The sequence below is a fragment of the Pseudomonadota bacterium genome (genome assembly GCA_013285445.1).
Classification (GTDB): domain Bacteria; phylum Pseudomonadota; class Gammaproteobacteria; order Xanthomonadales; family Wenzhouxiangellaceae; genus Wenzhouxiangella.
On record CP053448.1, the window covers coordinates 1,483,264 to 1,501,196 of the forward strand.

Consider the following 17,933-nt stretch of genomic DNA (forward strand, 5'->3'; position numbering starts at 1 on the left):
TTGACCTGTTTTTGGTCTATATTTGGTCGTATATAGGAGGGTAAATATGAAACTATCAAGTCAGATCAAACCGATCAGTTACCTGAAGGCACATGCCGCAGAAATCGTGCGTAACCTGTCGGGGCAAGGTGAACCCCTGGTCATCACTCAGAATGGCGAAGCCAAGGTCGTGATGCAGGACATCGAAAGTTATGAGCAAACCCAGGAGACCATGGCCCTTCTGAAGATTCTCGCGCTCGGCTCGCGTCAGATCGAGGATGGCAAAGTCCAGCCCGCCGGTGATGCCATTCAGCGGCTTCGAGGCCGGAGCAAGAATCGCTGATGACCTTCCAGATATTTCTGACCGACGATGCGTCACGGGATTTGGAGGAGTTGTACGACTACATTGCATCCCACGACGCGCCGGGAAAAGCGGATTACGTTCTTGATCAAATAGAGAAGGCCTTTTCGAGTCTCTCCGAGAGCCCGGAGCGAGGAGCCTATCCAAAGGAACTTCTGGCCGTCGGGCTGCGCGAGTACCGTGAGATATTTTTCAAACCCTACCGCATCATCTATCGAGTCATGGCCGAAAATATTTATGTCATGGTGATTGTTGACGGTCGCCGGGATATGCAGACACTGCTGCAACGACGATTATTTCAGGCCTGAAAATCTCAGCACCACCGACCCCACCAGCCGGATGTTTCTCGGCATCCTGATCACCTTCGTCCAGTACGAGCGGGAGGTCATCGCCGAGCGTATCCGGGACAAGGTGGCGGCAGCCAAGCGCCGGGGAAAATACTGCGGTGGCGTGCCCATCCTCGGATACGACGTCGACCGGGATAACAAGAAGCTGCTGGTCAACCCGGATGAAGCCAGGACGGTACAGTACATCTTCCGCCGATTCATCCAGATCGGCTCGGCCAAGAAGCTGGGCCAGGAATTGAACGAACAGGGATACCGCACAAAAGCCTGGACCACCAAGAAAGGCAAGGTTCGCGAGGGCTCAGAATGGAATACAGGCCACATCTACCGGCTGCTGAACAACCGGGTCTATATCGGCGAGATTGCCCACAAGGATCGCAGCTACCCCGGTGAGCACGAAGGAATCATCGACCGGACGACCTGGGACAAGGTGCAGGCCATCCTGGAGGACAACAAACCGGTCAAGGTTTCCATGGCAAGAACCAAAATGGTCGCCCCGCTGAAAGGCGTCATCCGCTGCGGCCACTGCGGATGCGCGATGGGACCGACCTACGCCCGCAAGAACGGCCGCCACTACACCTATTACATCTGCCAGAAGGACAGCAAGCGGACCGTGAGCCGGTGCCCGCTCAAACGGATTCCCGCCGGGGACATCGAGCAGGCCGTGGTCGAGCAGTTGAGCGCGGTGTTTCGCACGCCGACGCTGGTGGCCAAGACCTACTTCGCGGCCCGGGACATCGAGCAGACGGAGCGGGAGCGGCTGTTCAAACAGAAAGCCCAACTCGAGATGGAGCTGTCGCAGGCGAGGGAGCAAGCCATCGAACTGATGAAACCCGGCAGCGATCAGCCGGGCAAGGCCGAGATGCTGACGACCGTCAACCGCCAGGCGGTCGAGCTCTCGAAACAACTGACGCACGTGAGCGAGCGATGCAGAGCCTACCGGGGGAACAGCATCACGGAACAGGATGTGTCGGAGGCCTTTCAGAATGTCGAGGGCTTCTGGGAAGACCTTTTCCCGGTGGAGCGAAACCGGCTCATCCGCCTCCTGGTGGATAAGGTCGAGATCCGCGAGACCGGAATCGACATGGAGCTGCGCACCAACGGGCTGACAACGCTCATCGCCGAGCTGGCCGGTCTGGCATGCGAAGTCACTGAACGGAGGGCAAGCCGATGAAAATGAAGCCGACCATTACCGTTGCAGACAACGGCAATCTGCAGATCCACATCCCGATGCTGATCCGGCGCATGCGCGGCCGCAAGACGGTCATCGCTCCCCAGGCCCTCGATGGAGAAATCACCGGAGCGCAGGAACCGGTGCAGTCCGCCATCCTCCAGGCGCTGGCAAGGGGCTTTTCCTGGGCCGACATCCTCGAATCTGGCCAGATCAAGTCCATCAGCGAGCTTGCCCGTACCCTCGACGTCGATGGCTCGTATGTGGCCCGCATTCTCAAGCTGACGACCCTGGCCCCCGACATCGTCGAAGCCCTGATCAACGGTGAGGAACCCAACGGGCTCTCGCTGGCCAAACTGACCCAGACCTTTCCCGAGGACTGGACCGAGCAGCGCCGCCAGTTCGGCTTTGCCACCGACTGACGACCGGACCGGAGACCACCCCAGAGAGCCGACCATCAGCGTCGGCTTTTCTACTTTGGGGTCAGGAAACCGGAGTTGACCACGCTTCTTTTCATGGGCAAAGCGGGTGATTTCGAAAAAAACGTCCGGTTGCGGCATCGAACGATAACCTAAGACAACCGCCAAAAACGGCAATCAGCCACAAACCCATATCAATCAAGGATGTAGCTTTCCGGACGCGCTTCGGACTTCGTCCGGAGAAAACAGAGAATCAGGGGCCAAACAGAGAAAGAAAGGCTGGAGGATGGGGAGAATCGATGGTGCGGAGAGGTGCTTTGGAAAGATGTGAAACGGGCGCAAACCCTTTAGAAACAAGGGAAAAAAGAAAACCCGTCACCCCGGAGAATGACCCCAGAGAGACGGGTTTGTCTTTTCTAAATGGTGGAGGCGGCGGGAGTCGAACCCGCGTCCGCGAACCATCTGATCCTGGTTCTACATGCTTAGCCCGCTCGATTATTTCTCGTCGTTACAACGCCCGAGGGGCAGGGCATATGCAACGACCAGTTCCAGTTTGATTTAACGCCATGCCCTGAAACGCGACATGACGCGATCCTGCTAGATGATCCCGAGTCGGAAGCGCAGGCTCAACCGGTCGGGAGCAGGCTGGTTTTTAGGCAGCCAGTGCGTAGTTGTCGTCGTTGGCAACTAACTTTGGTTCAACTGGTTTTACGAGGTGAGTTGAGACCTCGGCATGCCCCAGGGTACGTCCAATCCGCGTCGAAGCCAGAACGCCCCCGAAGAGTCGACAGTATAGACCATGCGGTCGACCCGATGTTCCGCAAGGACGACCGCGGCCTGATTGTGTCAGTGTGCGGGAATCGCTGCCAGCGGTTATGATTCACCCCGGATGCCTGATTTGAGTCTGATGTCTACAAGAGATCCGGGAACCCCAGGCGCGGCCAAGGAGGTCGTCGACGATGGCGATGGCCTGCCACGGCTAGCGCTTGACGCCGGCGAAATCTTTCGGGTTCTGGCCGAAAACGCGCCGAACGTAATCTACCTGTGCCGGAATGATGAGCGCTACCGGATGCTGTTCATCAACAGCCCGGTCGCCGATTTGACCGGCTATTCGCCGGCCGACTTCCTGGCCGACCGAATCAGTTTCGTCGATTTGTACCATCCTGAAGACGCCAGGCGTATTCCTTGCGAAGTTGATCAGGCGATTGCCAGGCGAGAGCGATTCGATCTGGTGTATCGGTTGCGCCATCGCAAAGGCGACTGGCGCTGGGTTGAAGAAAGCGGGGTCGGGGTTTTCGACTCGGGCGGTCGCCTGCAGTATCTGCAGGGCATGCTGGCGGACGTGACCGAGCGACGGCAGGCCGAAGAGAAACTGCTGCAAAGCGAGGCCAGCTTTCGGTCCTTGTTCGACAACGTGCAGGAGACGGTGTATGTGCAGGATGGGGAGGGGCGGTTTCTGACGGTCAATGCCGGCGCCGAACGCATGTATGGCTATCCTCGGGACTGGTTTGCCGGCAAGTCGCCGGAGGTGCTTTCCGCGCCGGGCCATAACGATCTGGATGCCGTCAGGCGCGCCCATGCCCGTGCGCTGGCCGGCACTCCCCAATCGATCGAATTCTGGGGACAGCGCGCCGACGGGTCGATATTCCCCAAGGACGTTCGCCTGGCGGCCGGCACCTGGTTTGGTCGTCGGGTCGTATTCGCGCTGGCTCGCGACATCACCGAGCGCAAGCGGGCCGACGAGCGTCTGCGTCTGGCATCAAGCGTATTCGAGCACGCCGATGAAGCGATCATGGTGACCAATCCGGGTGGTGTGATCATCGAGGTCAATCGGGCGTTTTCGCGCATTACCGGATATCGTCGCAGCGAGGTGCTCGGGCGGGATGCCCGGTTGTTGCGGTCGGACCGGCATCCGCGCTCCTTCTACGAATCGATGCAGCACGAACTGCTCGATACTGGGAGCTGGCGCGGGGAAATCTGGGGACAGCGCAAACATGGCGAGGTATTCCCGGCCATGCAGACGATCAGTGTTGTGCTCGACGAGCACCGGCAGGTGCGCCACTATGTGTCGCTGTTTTCCGACATCACCGCGCTCAAGGAACACGAGCAGCGGTTGGAGCACCGGGCGCTGCACGATCCGCTGACGGAGCTGCCCAATCGGGCGCTCCTGGCCGATCGCCTGCAACAGGCCATCAGGCGGGCAAGACGTCACCAGGGCGTGGTGGCGGTTGCGTATGTCGATCTGGACGGTTTCAAGGAGATCAACGATCGGCATGGCCATGAAGTCGGTGACCTCTTCCTGGTGACTCTGGTCGAACGCGTGCGTGCAACACTGCGTGAATGCGACACCCTGGCTCGGCTTGGCGGTGACGAGTTTGTGTTGGTGCTGCCGGAGCTGACCCGACGCGAGCAGAGTGGGCCGGTGCTTGATCGGCTGCTTCAGGTGATCGCTCAGCCTCTCGAAGTCAGATCGGAGTCGTTGAGTGTTTCGGCGAGCATCGGGGTGACTTACTACCCGCAACAGGATACGTCCGTCGAACCGGATCAGCTGATCCGGCAGGCTGACCAGGCGATGTATCAGGCCAAGCAGGCCGGAAAGAACCGGTATCAGGCGTTCGACGCTGAGCATGAGCGCGCAATGCGCGGACGTTACGACTCTCTCAACCGCATCGACCAGGCGCTGGCCAACGACGAGTTCGTGCTGCATTACCAGCCCAAGGTCAACATGCAATCCGGGCGGTGGATCGGCGTTGAGGCGCTGCTTCGCTGGCAGCATCCGGAGCGGGGTTTGCTGTTGCCTGAAAGCTTCTTGCCGATGATCGAGCAGCATCCCCTGGGAATTGTCGTGGGTCAGAAGGTCCTTGCGCAGGCCGTTGCCCAGGCCGGGAAGTGGAGCAGCGAGGGTCAGCGCATGCCGGTCAGCGTCAATATCAGCGCTGCACAACTGGGCCAGCGCGGCTTTGCCGATATGCTGAAGCGGCTCCTGTCCGATCACCCCGAGCTTGATGCGCCGGATCTGGAACTGGAAGTGACCGAAACCAGCGCTTTTGATGACTTCGAGCGATTCTCACGCGTGATGGCGACCTGTTGCGACATGGGGGTGCGTTTTGCCGTCGATGATTTCGGTACCGGATACTCATCGCTGTCGTACCTGAAGAAACTGCCGGCGAGCACGCTGAAGATCGATCGCAGCTTCGTGCGCGATCTGCTCGACGACCCGGAGGACCTGGCCATTCTGGACGGGATTCTGCGCCTGGCGTCGTCGGTCAGGCGTCGGGTGGTTGCCGAGGGCGTGGAGACGATTGCCCAGGGGCGGGCACTGCTTCGGCTCGGCTGCGAGTTCGGTCAGGGCTTCGCCATCGCCCGCCCGATGCCGGCCGGGGATCTGGCGCAGTGGATGGAGTCGTGGCGGCCGCCGTCATCGTGGCAGCAGGCCGACGCGCTCGACCGGCAGCATCTGCCGATGCTGTTTGCGCTGGTTGAGCACCGGGCCTGGATGGCTGAACTGTGCCGCTGCGCGCGGGCCGGTAACCCGACTTGTGCGGCACCGGATCTGCGCGCGGCACGCTTCGAGCAGGCGCTGGACCGGCTGTCCGCTTCGGATGCGCTCTGGTCTCAGGTGCTCGGGCCGGCACGCAGTCGGCATGCCGCCATGGTTGAGATCGCCGCCAGGCTGCCCAACCTGATTGCCGCGGACGATCAGGCAGGCGTGCACGATGTGCTGGCCCGCCTCGAGCAGGCTTCGTCTGAACTGCAGTCCTTGCTCGAAGTGACGGTTTGAGTCCCGCATGCAGGGCAGCAGGCGTCCTGGCCCGACCGGGGCCTGTCAGCCCTGCTTGAGAATTCGTCCTTTCTGTCGCGCCCATTCGCGCTCTTTTTCGGTTCGGCGCTTGTCGTGCTGCTTCTTGCCCCGGGCAACGGCAATTTCGACCTTGACCTTGCCCTGTTTCCAGTACATGGCGGTCGGGATCACGGTCTGGCCCTGGCGTTCAACCAGGCCGATCAGCCGGTCGATTTCGCGCCGGTGCAGCAGCAGACGCCGGGTCCGGGTCGGGTCCGGTCGGAAATGGGTCGAAACCGACGGCAGCGGCGTGATCAGGCATCCAAACAGAAAGGCCTCGCCGTTCTTGAGCAGCACGTAACTGTCGCCGAACTGGATCTTGCCGGCGCGCAGGGCCTTGACCTCCCAGCCCTGCAGTGCGATACCGGCCTCAATCCGCTCATCAAGGTGGTATTCGAAGCGCGCCCGCTTGTTGACGGCGATGGTGGAAGACGGCTGCTTGGCCATGCGATTGAATCGCTTCCCGGAAATGGACGGCAATGATAGCGCAGGGGGCAAACTTGCGGTTTCAGAGGCTCCTTGATAGTACTATCATGGTCGAACCAGCAAACCCCCAGACCAGAAAAAACTGCCGCGTGCCCGAAATCAATCGCTTTGCCCTGGTGCCCTACTCGCCGCTGCAGATGTACGAGCTGGTTCGCGACGTTGCGCGCTACCCCGAGTTTCTGGAGTGGGTACGCGCAGCGGAGGTGCATGAAGACGACGGGTCGCAGCAGCTGGCAACGCTGGAAGTTCAACTGGGCGGCCTGGTGCAGCGCTTCACCACGCGCAACTCGCTTTCGCCGGGGCAGTCGCTGGCCATGCGGCTGGCCCGCGGGCCGTTCGACGAACTGTCTGGACGCTGGTCCTTTGCGCCGCTCGGGCATGGATGCCACGTGAGCCTGGATCTGGTCTTTCGCGCCAGCGGATCGATTTTGCTCAAACCGTTTCAGCGCAGTTTTTCGCGCATGGCCGACCGCATGGTCGATGACTTTTCGCGCCGCGCCGGGAGGGTCTATGGCGACCCGCATTGAAATCGAGGTTGCCGCGGCGTCACCGCGCCGTCAGATTGTGGTGCGCCTGACCGTGCCGGCGGGAACGACATTGATCGAGGCCGTCAGGCAAGCGGACCTGCCCGGGCGGCTGCCGGGCTTCCATGTCAGCGCGGATCGTCTCGGTGTATTCGGACAGCTGCGGCCGCCGGAGTGGGTATTGCAGGCCGGTGACCGGGCCGAGGCCTACCGTCCGCTGAGCGCCGATCCCAAGGAAATCCGTCGACGCCTGGCCGAGTCGGAATCGGTCAGGGGCCGTCACGACGCCTGATTGTTTCGAGATCCTGAATCGGCTGGTCGCCCGGTTCCTGCAGCTCGTCGAGCGCTTCTGTGGCCAGGTTTTCCTCGTCGAGGTAATTGCCCTGCATCGCCACCAGGCGATCATTCTCGAAGTGCAAGGTCAGGACCCGCTTTCTGGGCTTTCCGCTGCGCCGTGCGTAGGTATTCATGTAGTCCCAGCGATCGGCGTGAAACGGGCTGGTGATCGACGGTGACCCGAGCAGTACGCGAACCTGTTGTTTGGTCATCCCTTCGCGCAGCTCGGCGACATCATCGCGGTCGAGCACGTTACCCTGCTGGATATCCTGTTTGTAGACCAGGCCCCCGCAGGCGCCGAGGAAGGCCAGGCACAGCACGACGGCAACGAACTTGGATAGTGATTTCAGCATGGTCGGCGATGATACAATATCCTCGCGGTTGCCGGGGAATTACAGCCTGAGGTAGCGGATGTCTGAAGAAACCAGCGAATTGAGAAAGGTTGGGCTCAAAGTGACGCACCCGCGGCTGCAGATCCTGCGGCTGCTTGAAACCACCGATCAGAAGCACATGACGGCCGATGAGATCTATCGGGCGCTGGTCGAACAGGGGGAAGACATCGGCCTGGCAACGGTCTACCGGGTGCTCGCCCAATTCGAGGCGGCGCAGCTGGTTCGCAAGCATGTATTCGATGACGGCTCCGGTCGCGCCCAGCAAGCCTGTTACGAGCTGGACGAGGGTGAACATCATGATCATATGGTGTGCCTGGAAACCGGCGAGGTGGTCGAGTTCTATGACGCGGAACTGGAGCGTCGCCAGGAAAAAATCGCCCGTGATCGGGGCTACGAGATTGTTGACCACTCCATGGTGCTCTACGTGCGCCCGATCGAGGGCAGGCGCAGGAAAAAGACGTCCTGAGACCGCCTCCTGAGGCCGGAACAGTCAGGGAGACTGCAGCATCTCGCTGGCGTGCGCCAGGCTCGCTTCCGACTCCACCCCGCCAAGCATGCGCGCGATTTCACGCTGCCGCTGTTGAGCATCCAGGCGCTCGGCTTCGGTGCGGGTGCGCTCGCCGTCGATCCGCTTGATGACCCGAATCTGGTGGTCGGCGCGGGCGGCGACCTGGGGCAGATGAGTAACGCAGAAGGCCTGTCCGCCTTCAGCAACCTGGTGCAGAAAGCGACCGACAGCCTGCGCCGTGGGTCCGCCGACGCCGGCGTCGACTTCGTCGAAAACCCGCGTCAGCGGCTGATCATCAACCCCGGTGGCGATCATCAGGGCCAGGGCCACGCGCGACAGTTCGCCGCCGGAGGCGACCCTGGCCAGCGGTTTGGGTGACTGTCCGGGATTGGCGCTGAACGTGATGGCAACCTGATCGCCGCCATGGCGGCTGGGTTGTGCCGGATCGACGGCGGTGACTTCGAACATCAAGCGTGCCTGCGGCATGCCCAGCTCGGCCAGGCATTCGACGGCGCGCTGCGCAAGTCTGCTGGCCGCCTGGCGACGCTGCGTGCCCAGAAGCCCCGCTGCCTCGAGCCACTGGTCTGCGGCTTGCTGCACGGCCAGTTCAAGCTCGTCGCGCCGTTCGCCCTGGTGTTCCAGGGTGTCGAGGCGCACGCCCAGACGCGCGGTCAGCGCGACCAGTTCATCGGGTGCAACCCGGTGCTTGCGCGCCAGATCGAGCGCGAGCTCAAGTCGTTGGTTGACAGCAGCCAGGCGTTCCGGGTCGCCCGTTTCTTCACTGGCGATGCGCTCCAGTGCAGCATGGGCTTCATCGACGTAAATACGCGCCTGCTCGATCATTCCGGCCGCCTCCTCGATGCGGCGGTCGAGCGAACGGGTGCCCGACAGGCTGGACAGCGCCTGCTGGATCATGGTGCGGGCTGCCGGGTCGTCAATCTGATCGAGTGCCGCGGCCGCGGTGCTCGCGGCCTGGCGAATCTCATCAATGCGGGACAGGCGTTCCTGCTCGGCTTCCAGTTCACCGTACTCGCCCGCGCGCAGGTTGAGTGCCTGAAGCTCGCGATGCTGGTATCGCAGCAGCTCGAGCTGTTCCGGGTCGCTGCTGTCGGCTTCGAAAGCGGCCAGTTCGTCGCGGGCCGCCAGCCAGCGGTCGTAGGCCTGTGCGACCGCGGTGGTGATGGCGGTGTCGACCTGGCGGTCGAGCAGTTGGCGCTGAGTCGCGCTGCGGCCGAGCTGCTGATGCTCGTGCTGGCCGTGGATTTCGACCAGCAGCTCGCCAAGCTCGGCGAGCTGTCCAATCGTGGCGCTGCGGCCGTTGATCCAGGCCCGGGAACTGCTGGATCGGCTCAGGATCCGTCGCAGGATCAGCTCCTCATCTTCGGCCAGCGCTTGCTGGCGCAGCCAGTCGCTGGCCGGATGCGCATCGTCAAGACGAAAAACGGCCTCCAGTTCGGCCTGCTCGCTGTCATCGGCGATCAAACCCGGCTCGGCGCGATCGCCGAGCAGCAGGCCGAGCGCGTCGATCAGGATTGACTTGCCGGCCCCCGTTTCGCCCGTGATCGCGGTGAAACCGGGGGAAAAGTCGATTTCGAGATCGTCAATGACGGCAAATCGGCGAATGACCAAGTGGCGAAGCATCGGCGGGACACGTTCAGATCATGACGGACGCATCAAACTAGCACCGGACCGCGCGCCCGACAACTCCGGTTGCAAAGCGCCTGATTCAACCCCATTGTTGCGCGCAGGATCAACGGACTGTACCGATAGATGGCCACAGACAAGCACAAAACCCAGGAGCAGGCTGCCCGGGCGGCTGCCGAGGAACAGGAGCAAGATGCTGCCGGCTCGGCTGGCGCAACGGCGGATGAACCGGAGGCGAGCAGCGAAACGGCATCCGAAAGTGCTCAGAACGGGCTGGAGGTGGCCCGCCTGCGCGAAGCGCTGCTGCGAACCCGTGCCGAGATGGAGAATGTCCAGAAGCGCAGCGAACGCGAGCTGGAGCGGGCCCGTCGCTTCCAGCTCGAGGCCCTGATGCGCGACCTCCTGCCGGTCATTGACGGGCTGGAGCAGGGGTTGGAGAACGCCGCTGAAGGAGACTCGGCCCGCGAAGGGCTCGAGCTGACCCATCGATTGCTGCTGAAATCGCTCGGCAGCCATGGGCTCGAGGTCATCGATCCGGCCGGCGAACGATTCGATCCTGACTGGCACGAAGCGATGAGCTTGCAGCCGAGCGACCAGGCCGAGCCCGATACGGTTCTGATGGTGCTGCAAAAGGGCTATCGGCTGCACGACCGTTTGCTGCGGGCGGCGCGCGTGATCGTTGCCAAAGCGCCGGAGGCGGGCGAGGCCGGCGATTGAAATGAGGGCCTCCGGGCCCCACTAAACGGGGCAGAGTGCCATTGCATCATCGGTTTTCAAAAACGAATTCGAGGCAGATATCAATACCATGAGCAAGATAATCGGAATTGACCTGGGAACGACCAACTCCTGCGTCGCGGTCATGGAAGGCGGCAAGACGCGTGTTATCGAGAATGCCGAGGGTGATCGAACCACCCCGTCGGTGGTTGCCTTTACCAAGGATGACGAGGTGCTGGTCGGGCAGCCGGCCAAGCGCCAGGCGGTGACCAATCCCGACCGCACGCTGTATGCGGTCAAGCGCCTGATCGGCCGAAAGTTCTCCGAGAAGGTCGTCCAGAAGGACATCAAGCTGGTGCCCTACAAGATCATCGAGGCCGACAACGGTGACGCCTGGGTGCAGGTGGGCGACAAGAAGATGGCGCCGCCGGAGATCTCCGCGCGGGTGCTGATGAAAATGAAGAAGACGGCCGAGGACTATCTTGGCGAGAACGTCACCGAGGCGGTGATTACGGTGCCGGCCTACTTCAATGACTCGCAGCGGCAGGCCACCAAGGATGCCGGCAAGATCGCCGGGCTGAACGTGCGCCGGATCATCAACGAGCCGACGGCGGCTTCGCTGGCCTACGGGCTCGACAAGGAAGGCGCTGACCGCAAGGTGGCGGTCTATGACCTGGGTGGTGGCACCTTCGATATCTCGATCATCGAGATTGCCGATGTCGACGGTGAAAAGCAGTTCGAGGTGCTGGCCACGAACGGTGACACCTTTCTCGGCGGTGAAGACTTCGACAAGCGCCTGATTGACTACCTCGCCGGAGAGTTCAAGAAAGAACAGGGCGTGGATCTGCACAACGACCCGCTTGCCCTGCAGCGTCTGCGTGAGGCCGCCGAACGGGCCAAGATCGAGCTGTCCTCGAGTCAGCAGACCGAGGTCAATCTGCCCTACATCACGGCGGATCAGTCCGGCCCGAAGCACCTCAATATCAAGGTGACCCGTTCTAAGCTGGAGTCCCTGGTCGAGGATCTCATCAAGCGTTCGATTGATCCGTGCCGCACCGCGCTCAACGATGCCGGCCTCAAGGTTGCCGATATCGACGAGGTCATTCTGGTCGGCGGTCAGACCCGCATGCCGGCAGTCCAGAAGTCGGTTTCGGACTTCTTCGGCAAGGAGCCGCGCAAGGACGTCAATCCAGACGAGGCGGTGGCGGTTGGAGCGGCCATCCAGGGCGGTGTGCTGTCCGGTGACGTCAAGGATGTGCTGCTGCTGGATGTCACGCCGCTGTCGCTCGGCATCGAGACCCTGGGCGGCGTGTTCACCAAGCTGATCGAGAAGAACACGACGATCCCGACGCGCGCCTCCCAGGTGTTTTCAACCGCCGAGGACAATCAGTCGGCGGTGACCGTGCACGTTCTTCAGGGCGAGCGCGAGCAGGCAGTGGCCAACAAATCGCTGGCGCGCTTCGATCTTGCCGGCATCCCGGCTGCGCCGCGCGGCATGCCCCAGATCGAGGTCACCTTCGATATCGACGCCAACGGCATCCTGCACGTCTCGGCCAAGGACAAGGCCACCGGCAAGGAGCAGCGCGTCGAGGTCAAGGCCGGTTCGGGCCTGAGCGAGGAAGAAATCGAGCAGATGGTCCGGGACGCCGAGGTGCATCGTGAGGAAGACAAGAAGTTCCAGGAGCTGGTCAGCGCGCGCAACAACGCCGACAGCGTTGCCCACGCCACGCGCAGCAGCTTGAAGGAGCACGGCGACCAGCTCGATGATGCCATCAAGGAGCGCATCGAGACTGCGCTCACGAAGGTGGATGAGGCCATCAAGGGTGACGACAAGGAAGCCATTGATAGCGCCGTCAACGAACTGCAGCAGGCGGGTGCCGAACTCTACAAGGCCGCGGCCGAGCAGGCTCAGGCCGACGAGGGCGGTGCCGAGGGTGCCGAGCGCGGCGGCGAATCCGCTTCCGGTGACGAGGAAGTGGTCGACGCGGAGTTCACCGAAGTCGACGACGACAACAGGAAATGATCGTCACGGCCGCGGGCCGCGACGGTTATCCCGGACAGCGCGCAGCGCTGATCCGGGATCTCACTGGACAAACGATGGGTCCCGGATAATCGCATTTGCGGTTTCCGGGGCGACGTATTTTCAAGACGTCGAGCCGACGAGCTGACGAAACGACGACACTGAATGCCGGCAGACTACTACGAAATCCTGGGTGTATCGCGCGAGGCGTCTGGCGACGAGATCCGCAAGGCCTATCGGCGGCTGGCGCGCAAGTACCACCCCGATCGGAATCCCGACAATCCCGACGCCGAGGAACGCTTCAAGGAAGTCCGCGAGGCGCATGATGTGCTCAAGGATGCCGACAAGCGGGCGGCCTATGACCGCTTCGGGCACCAGGGCGTCAATGGCATGGGTGGCCAGTCCGCCGGGGCGGGCGGCGGATTCGGCGACATCAACGATATCTTTGGCGATATCTTCGGTGATATTTTCGGGGGCGGGCGTCGTCGTCAGAGCCAGTCGCGCCGCGGGCAGGATCTGCGCTACACGCTCGAGCTGGATCTCGAGGAGGCGGTCGCCGGGGTTGAGAAGGAAGTCAACCTGCCGATGCTCGGCGAGTGTCAGGCCTGCAAAGGCACCGGTTCGCAAAGCGGCAAGCTGGACGTGTGCACGACTTGTGGTGGCCAGGGCCAGGTTCGCATGCAGCAGGGTTTCTTCTCGGTGCAGCAGACCTGCCCGAGCTGCCGCGGCAGTGGACGCGCGATCAAGGATCCCTGCAGCTCGTGCAGTGGATCCGGACAGGTCCGCGAAACGCGCACGCTGCAGATCAAGATTCCGGCTGGTGTCGATACGGGCGACCGGATTCGGCTCAGCGGTGAAGGCAGCGCCGGTGCGCAGGGAGGACGGGCCGGTGACCTCTATGTCGACATCCAGGTCAGAGCGCATCCGTTGTTTCAGCGCGAAGGTGACGATCTGTTCTGCGCCGTGCCGATCACGATCACGACGGCGGCGCTTGGCGGACAGCTCAAGGTGCCTACGCTCAATGGCTCGGTCATGCTCAAGATTCCGCCCGAAACCCAGCCGGGCAAGGTGTTTCGTCTGCGCGGGAAGGGCGTTCAGTCCGTGCGCAGCCGGAATCCCGGCGACTTGCTGTGCCGGGTCGAGGTGGAAACACCGGTCAATCTCACGCGCGAGCAAAAGGAGCTGCTGCGCCAGTTCCAGGAATCGATCGGGGACGAGAACGCGCAGAACCCGCAGTCAAGTCACTGGACAGACAAGGTCAAGTCATTCTTCGACCGGATGGGATTCTGACCTCGCTGGCTGGTTGCGCCCGATTGAATGCGGTAATCTTTCCGCATGAGTCTGCAGATTCTTCTCAGTGGCGCGACCGGTGCGGTCGGGCAGATTATTGCCGATCTCATCGCCGCCGATGAGCATGCCATCCTTTCGGGCCGAGCCAGTCGGGAGCAGTTCTTCGAGCCCGATCTCGAGGCCGATGTCATCATTGACTTCTCCCATCCCGATCTGCTTGAACAGGTCCTGCGCTTCGCGACGCGTCACCGCATCCCGCTGGTGACCGGCACCACGGCGCTGGGAGATGCCCTGCAGGCACGTCTGGTCGAGGCCTCTGACTTCATTCCCGTTTGTCAGGCGGCTAATTTCAGCCTGGGCATGAACCTCCTGGTCGAGCTGGCTCGGCGCGCAGCCGCCGCGCTGGGCGAGGCCTATGACGTTGAGATTCTTGACATTCACCACCGACGCAAGATCGACGCGCCGTCCGGCACCGCGCTTTGGCTGGGGCAGGCCGTGGCGGCGGCGCGCGGCCTGGATTTTGCACCCAGCGTCGTGCATGACCGCAGCTCAAGCCGGCAGGCGCGCCGTGATGCCGAGATCGGCCTGCATGCCGTGCGCGGCGGTGACGTGGCCGGCGAACACACCGTCTACTTCCTGGGCGAGGGTGAACGTGTAGAGCTGACGCATCGTTCGACCAATCGGCAGGTGTTTGCTCGGGGCGCGCTACTGGCCGCGCGCCGCTTGCCCGGGCGGCCGCCCGGGCTGGTCGATTTTGCCGAGCTGGTGCTGCAGCCGCGCTGACTGCGGCGGGCGAAAAGCGTTTGACACCCTTATGAACCTTGGCTAAAATGCGCGGCTTGTCGTGGGGCCATAGCTCAGCTGGGAGAGCGCTACAATGGCATTGTAGAGGTCGGCGGTTCGATCCCGCCTGGCTCCACCAACCAAGGTTTCTGAGGACAGTCCGGTACTTGTTTTCAGTCCCCATCGTCTAGAGGCCTAGGACACCGCCCTTTCACGGCGGCGACCGGGGTTCGAATCCCCGTGGGGACGCCAATAAAAACAAGGGTTTAGCAGCATCTCCCTTGAAAATGTCCAAAATATGTCCAATATCGCCGGACGTTTTGGACAGAGCGAATCGGCCCGCCATCGTGCGGGCCTTTTCGTGCCCCCGCACAGCCTGGTCGGATGGTGCTGTCAGTAGCGAATGCGCCGGTAGAGTAGCAGCAGCAGGATCGCATTGAGCGTGGTGATGGCCACGATTGGCGCAATGGCGGCCAGGTGGGTGCTGCCGCCGATGATGCCCCCGACCACGAAAGGCCCGGTACCACCGCCGATCATGGTTGACAAGCCGTTGTAGATGCCGCTTCCGGCAGCGACATGGGGCCGGGGCAGAATGCGCTGCAGCAGCGCAAATTCGGACGCGCTCCAGGCGGCGATCAGCAAGACCGCAACCGAAAACAGCGCGACTGTTGTCCACACCCCCGAAGCGTCCAGCGCCAGCCAGATCATGCCGCCGGCACTGAAGTAGGCGACGCCGGCCAGCGCGGCGCGCGTATTGGTCTTGTCCCCGAGGGTTGCCCAAAGCATGATCCCGAGAATCGAGAACGCATAGGGCAGGGCGGTCAGCCAGGTCAGCTGATGATAGAGGACGCCTTCGCGTCCGGACAGATAGGTCGGCAGCCAGCCGGCAATGCCGAGCGCGACCATGTTGTTGCAGATGCCGACAATCAGCAAAAGACCGAACGAAGGCGTGCACAGCGCCGCCGTAAGGGACTGATCGGGTCCGTGGAACTGCCGCTGTTCTTCGGCCACGGCGGCCTCGATCCAGGCCCGTTCGCGCGCCGCTACCCGCGGATGATCGGCCGGGCAGTCGTGCACGTGCCGCAGCACCAGCGGCAGGCTGATCAGCAGGCCGATCACGGCCAGGACGTAAAAGCCGCCGCGCCAGCCGAGCGCGTGCATCAGCGGTACCAGGAATAGCGGGGCGGTCAGAAAAGCAAGAAACAGGCCGGCAATCCAGGTGCCGTTGCCGCGCGAGCGCTCCTCGGGCGGAAACCAGTTTTTGGTGAGCTGGCTCATGACCGGGAAATGAACGCCTTCGGACAGGCCCAGCATCAGGCGCGAGGCAATGAATAGCATCAGCATGCTGCTGGCCCAGGCACCCATTGCAGTAAACAGCGACCACAGCGCGATCAGTACCAGCAGTGAACGGCGCAGGCCGAAACGCGTGGCGAGCGGGCTGAGAAAGATGTTTCCCAGCCCGTAGCCGACATAGAAAATGCTCATCAACACTGCGCCATGGTGGCGCGTTTCGGCGGCGCTCCAGCCGAAGTCGGCGGCGATCAGCGGCAGGGCAAGCGATACGTTGAGCCGGTCGTAGTACCCGACCAGCAGTGTGATCATCAGGGTAAGGACCGTCTTCCAGCGTGTCCGGCCGTTCATGAGCTGACGGGTCTAACGCGCCGGCGTGTAGAGGCGGTTGATGAATTCTGCCAGCAGACCGTCGCGGCGCTGATGAGGCAGACTGTTCAGGAGGCTATTGATGCGGTCCATGCGCTCGGGCAGCGTGCTGCCATCGGTATCGGCGATCTGGCCAATGTACTCGAACAGGATCTCGGGCGGCATGTCCGCCATTTCCGACGATGTGGTGCCATGATCGGGAACGGGCCCGGCGTGTTCGATAGCGGCGGCAGCCGCGGTGAGATCGGCGATGAATGCGTCAACGTGGGCCACGTTGCCGTGGCCGACCGAAAGGTGAATGTTGGCCGGTGACGGACCGAAGCCGAATTGGGGCTGTATGTACCAGCCCTTCGCGCGCATGTTTTCGGCCAGGGAGAAGACATTGAGCCGGTCGGAGGCGAAGCTGAACAGGTTGCAGACTGATTCACCCAGGCAGTACAGGCCTTCGATCCGGTCGATGGCCTGTCGAATCTGCCCGGCGGCACGCTGGCAGTCGCTGACCAGCGCCTCATAGCCGCTGCGGCCGAAGAAATTCATGACCGCCCAGCAGGCCGCCAGTGGTCCCGCGCCGCGCGTCGACAGCAGGGTCGGATTGACCACTGAGTAGCCGGTCCAGCCCGACCAGGCGAAAATCTGATAGCGGCGGATATCCGGCGAGCGATAGAGAATGCCGGAGGCGCCCTTGGCGGCATAGCCCCACTTGTGGAAGTCCATCGATAGCTGAGTGACGCCGGGCACGCGAAAGTCAAAAGGCTCGATGGCCTCTCCGGCAAACGGCAGGTACATGCCGCCCATGCAGGCATCGACATGAAACAGCAGATCGTGGGCGGCAGCGATCTGGCCGATGGCGGCAATCGGGTCGACCACGCCGTGCGCATAGGATGGTGCCGAGGCCACCAGCAGGACGGTATTGGGCGTCACCGCCCGGGCCATGGCTTCAGGCTGCGCCCGGAAGCTGTTCGGATCGACCGGAACGACGACCGGCGTCAGGTCGAAATACTGACAGGCCTTGAAAAATGCCGCATGCGCGGTTTCGGGCAGAATCACTTCGGGGCGCGTGATCTGCGGCTGGAGCGCGCGGGCGCGATCCCGGGCGGTCTTGACCGACAGCAGAATCGACTCAGTGCCGCCGGAGGTGAAACTGCCGACCGCGCCGCCAGGGGCATGGACCAGGTCGCAGGCCATGGCAATGATGTCACGCTCGAGCTGCATGGCTGAGGGGAAAGCGGTCGGGTCGAGCCCGTTTTCGGTCAGATACAGATCGTAGGCTTCATGAACCAGGCGCATGGCTTCCGGCCCGGGGTCATAGACGTAGGCAAAAACCCGGCCCTCGGCCCATGGGACATCGTCGTCCTTGAGGCGTTTCAGGGCGGTCATCAGCTCCTGGTGAGGTGTGCCGGCGGTGGGAAAGGAATTGGCGTTGAGGGCGTCAGGCATGGTCGGGCTCGATTGGAAAAAGGAA

16 protein-coding genes, 2 tRNA genes, 1 other RNA gene and 1 pseudogene are annotated in these 17,933 nt (G+C 62.4%); 14 read left to right on the top strand and 6 right to left on the bottom strand.

Features of this window, described 5'->3' with window-relative positions:
- The first annotated feature begins 46 nt into the window (after positions 1 to 46).
- The 4 genes and pseudogenes from HND55_06745 to HND55_06760 all read left to right on the top strand — a co-directional run bounded on the left by HND55_06745 (position 47) and on the right by HND55_06760 (position 2,277).
- Positions 47 to 322, top strand: coding sequence for a type II toxin-antitoxin system Phd/YefM family antitoxin (locus tag HND55_06745; protein ID QKK02372.1), 276 nt, complete (start codon positions 47 to 49; stop codon positions 320 to 322).
- The gene (locus HND55_06750; GenBank protein QKK02373.1) at positions 322 to 648 is read left to right on the top strand and encodes a type II toxin-antitoxin system RelE/ParE family toxin; all 327 of its coding nucleotides are present in this window, start codon (positions 322 to 324) and stop codon (positions 646 to 648) included. Before HND55_06745 ends, HND55_06750 begins: the two co-directional genes overlap by 1 nt.
- Positions 647 to 1,858, top strand: a pseudogene (locus tag HND55_06755) (recombinase family protein). The gene HND55_06750 and the pseudogene HND55_06755 overlap by 2 nt, the downstream one beginning before the upstream one ends.
- On the top strand, positions 1,855 to 2,277 hold the full coding sequence (locus tag HND55_06760) for a hypothetical protein (GenBank protein QKK02374.1): 423 nt from the start codon (positions 1,855 to 1,857) through the stop codon (positions 2,275 to 2,277). Before HND55_06755 ends, HND55_06760 begins: the two are co-directional and overlap by 4 nt.
- A 418-nt stretch (positions 2,278 to 2,695) precedes the next feature.
- Here the strand turns inward: HND55_06760 and ssrA are convergent.
- Positions 2,696 to 3,052: a transfer-messenger RNA gene (gene ssrA / locus HND55_06765) on the bottom strand.
- Positions 3,053 to 3,181: 129 nt separating this feature from the next.
- Here ssrA and HND55_06770 point away from each other — a divergent pair.
- Positions 3,182 to 6,055, top strand: coding sequence for an EAL domain-containing protein (locus tag HND55_06770; protein ID QKK02375.1), 2,874 nt, complete (start codon positions 3,182 to 3,184; stop codon positions 6,053 to 6,055).
- Positions 6,056 to 6,100: 45 nt separating this feature from the next.
- Here HND55_06770 and smpB read toward each other — a convergent pair whose 3' ends face one another.
- Positions 6,101 to 6,562, bottom strand: coding sequence for an SsrA-binding protein SmpB (smpB, locus tag HND55_06775; GenBank protein ID QKK02376.1), 462 nt, complete (start codon positions 6,560 to 6,562; stop codon positions 6,101 to 6,103).
- A gap of 128 nt (positions 6,563 to 6,690) precedes the next feature.
- Here smpB and HND55_06780 point away from each other — a divergent pair, with 128 nt between their 5' ends.
- The gene (locus tag HND55_06780) at positions 6,691 to 7,128 is read left to right on the top strand and encodes a type II toxin-antitoxin system RatA family toxin (GenBank protein QKK02377.1); all 438 of its coding nucleotides are present in this window, start codon (positions 6,691 to 6,693) and stop codon (positions 7,126 to 7,128) included.
- The gene (locus tag HND55_06785; GenBank protein QKK02378.1) at positions 7,112 to 7,417 is read left to right on the top strand and encodes an RnfH family protein; all 306 of its coding nucleotides are present in this window, start codon (positions 7,112 to 7,114) and stop codon (positions 7,415 to 7,417) included. Before HND55_06780 ends, HND55_06785 begins: the two co-directional genes overlap by 17 nt.
- Here HND55_06785 and HND55_06790 read toward each other — a convergent pair.
- Positions 7,395 to 7,814, bottom strand: coding sequence for an outer membrane protein assembly factor BamE (locus HND55_06790; GenBank protein ID QKK02379.1), 420 nt, complete (start codon positions 7,812 to 7,814; stop codon positions 7,395 to 7,397). The genes HND55_06785 and HND55_06790 overlap by 23 nt on opposite strands.
- 58 nt (positions 7,815 to 7,872) lie before the next feature.
- Here HND55_06790 and fur point away from each other — a divergent pair, with 58 nt between their 5' ends.
- Positions 7,873 to 8,319, top strand: coding sequence for a ferric iron uptake transcriptional regulator (fur, locus tag HND55_06795; protein QKK02380.1), 447 nt, complete (start codon positions 7,873 to 7,875; stop codon positions 8,317 to 8,319).
- A gap of 24 nt (positions 8,320 to 8,343) precedes the next feature.
- Here fur and recN read toward each other — a convergent pair whose 3' ends face one another.
- Positions 8,344 to 10,002, bottom strand: a complete 1,659-nt coding sequence (gene recN, locus HND55_06800; protein QKK02381.1) for a DNA repair protein RecN — start codon at positions 10,000 to 10,002, stop codon at positions 8,344 to 8,346.
- 129 nt (positions 10,003 to 10,131) lie between these two features.
- On the opposite strand from recN, the gene grpE reads away from it, so the two are divergent.
- The 6 genes from grpE to HND55_06830 all read left to right on the top strand — a co-directional run bounded on the left by grpE (position 10,132) and on the right by HND55_06830 (position 15,064).
- On the top strand, positions 10,132 to 10,722 hold the full coding sequence (gene grpE, locus HND55_06805; GenBank protein ID QKK02382.1) for a nucleotide exchange factor GrpE: 591 nt from the start codon (positions 10,132 to 10,134) through the stop codon (positions 10,720 to 10,722).
- An 88-nt stretch (positions 10,723 to 10,810) separates the two neighbouring features.
- The gene (gene dnaK, locus HND55_06810; protein ID QKK02383.1) at positions 10,811 to 12,742 is read left to right on the top strand and encodes a molecular chaperone DnaK; all 1,932 of its coding nucleotides are present in this window, start codon (positions 10,811 to 10,813) and stop codon (positions 12,740 to 12,742) included.
- Positions 12,743 to 12,904: 162 nt separating this feature from the next.
- The gene (gene dnaJ, locus HND55_06815) at positions 12,905 to 14,029 is read left to right on the top strand and encodes a molecular chaperone DnaJ (GenBank protein QKK02384.1); all 1,125 of its coding nucleotides are present in this window, start codon (positions 12,905 to 12,907) and stop codon (positions 14,027 to 14,029) included.
- A gap of 45 nt (positions 14,030 to 14,074) precedes the next feature.
- Positions 14,075 to 14,812 (top strand): 4-hydroxy-tetrahydrodipicolinate reductase, encoded by a 738-nt coding sequence (gene dapB, locus HND55_06820; protein QKK02385.1) that lies wholly within the window; start codon positions 14,075 to 14,077, stop codon positions 14,810 to 14,812.
- A gap of 63 nt (positions 14,813 to 14,875) precedes the next feature.
- Positions 14,876 to 14,951 (top strand) — tRNA-Ala (locus HND55_06825).
- Between the two features lie 37 nt (positions 14,952 to 14,988).
- Positions 14,989 to 15,064 (top strand) — tRNA-Glu (locus tag HND55_06830).
- A gap of 141 nt (positions 15,065 to 15,205) precedes the next feature.
- Here HND55_06830 and HND55_06835 read toward each other — a convergent pair.
- The gene (locus tag HND55_06835) at positions 15,206 to 16,414 is read right to left on the bottom strand and encodes an MFS transporter (GenBank protein ID QKK02386.1); all 1,209 of its coding nucleotides are present in this window, start codon (positions 16,412 to 16,414) and stop codon (positions 15,206 to 15,208) included.
- A gap of 51 nt (positions 16,415 to 16,465) precedes the next feature.
- On the bottom strand, positions 16,466 to 17,908 hold the full coding sequence (locus HND55_06840) for an aspartate aminotransferase family protein (GenBank protein ID QKK02387.1): 1,443 nt from the start codon (positions 17,906 to 17,908) through the stop codon (positions 16,466 to 16,468).
- Positions 17,909 to 17,933 lie beyond the last annotated feature (25 nt).

Bases quoted from the DNA above. Each gene is read 5' to 3' on its own strand.
- grpE (QKK02382.1), top strand. From the start codon at position 10,132: ATGGCCACAGACAAGCACAAAACCCAGGAGCAGGCTGCCCGGGCGGCT.
- HND55_06745 (QKK02372.1), top strand. From the start codon at position 47: ATGAAACTATCAAGTCAGATCAAACCGATCAGTTACCTGAAGGCACAT.
- HND55_06840 (QKK02387.1), bottom strand. From the start codon at position 17,908: ATGCCTGACGCCCTCAACGCCAATTCCTTTCCCACCGCCGGCACACCT.
- recN (QKK02381.1), bottom strand. From the start codon at position 10,002: ATGCTTCGCCACTTGGTCATTCGCCGATTTGCCGTCATTGACGATCTC.
- smpB (QKK02376.1), bottom strand. From the start codon at position 6,562: ATGGCCAAGCAGCCGTCTTCCACCATCGCCGTCAACAAGCGGGCGCGC.
- HND55_06835 (QKK02386.1), bottom strand. From the start codon at position 16,414: ATGATCACACTGCTGGTCGGGTACTACGACCGGCTCAACGTATCGCTT.
- dnaK (QKK02383.1), top strand. From the start codon at position 10,811: ATGAGCAAGATAATCGGAATTGACCTGGGAACGACCAACTCCTGCGTC.
- HND55_06750 (QKK02373.1), top strand. From the start codon at position 322: ATGACCTTCCAGATATTTCTGACCGACGATGCGTCACGGGATTTGGAG.
- dapB (QKK02385.1), top strand. From the start codon at position 14,075: ATGAGTCTGCAGATTCTTCTCAGTGGCGCGACCGGTGCGGTCGGGCAG.
- HND55_06760 (QKK02374.1), top strand. From the start codon at position 1,855: ATGAAAATGAAGCCGACCATTACCGTTGCAGACAACGGCAATCTGCAG.
- fur (QKK02380.1), top strand. From the start codon at position 7,873: ATGTCTGAAGAAACCAGCGAATTGAGAAAGGTTGGGCTCAAAGTGACG.
- HND55_06770 (QKK02375.1), top strand. From the start codon at position 3,182: ATGTCTACAAGAGATCCGGGAACCCCAGGCGCGGCCAAGGAGGTCGTC.
- HND55_06785 (QKK02378.1), top strand. From the start codon at position 7,112: ATGGCGACCCGCATTGAAATCGAGGTTGCCGCGGCGTCACCGCGCCGT.
- dnaJ (QKK02384.1), top strand. From the start codon at position 12,905: ATGCCGGCAGACTACTACGAAATCCTGGGTGTATCGCGCGAGGCGTCT.
- HND55_06790 (QKK02379.1), bottom strand. From the start codon at position 7,814: ATGCTGAAATCACTATCCAAGTTCGTTGCCGTCGTGCTGTGCCTGGCC.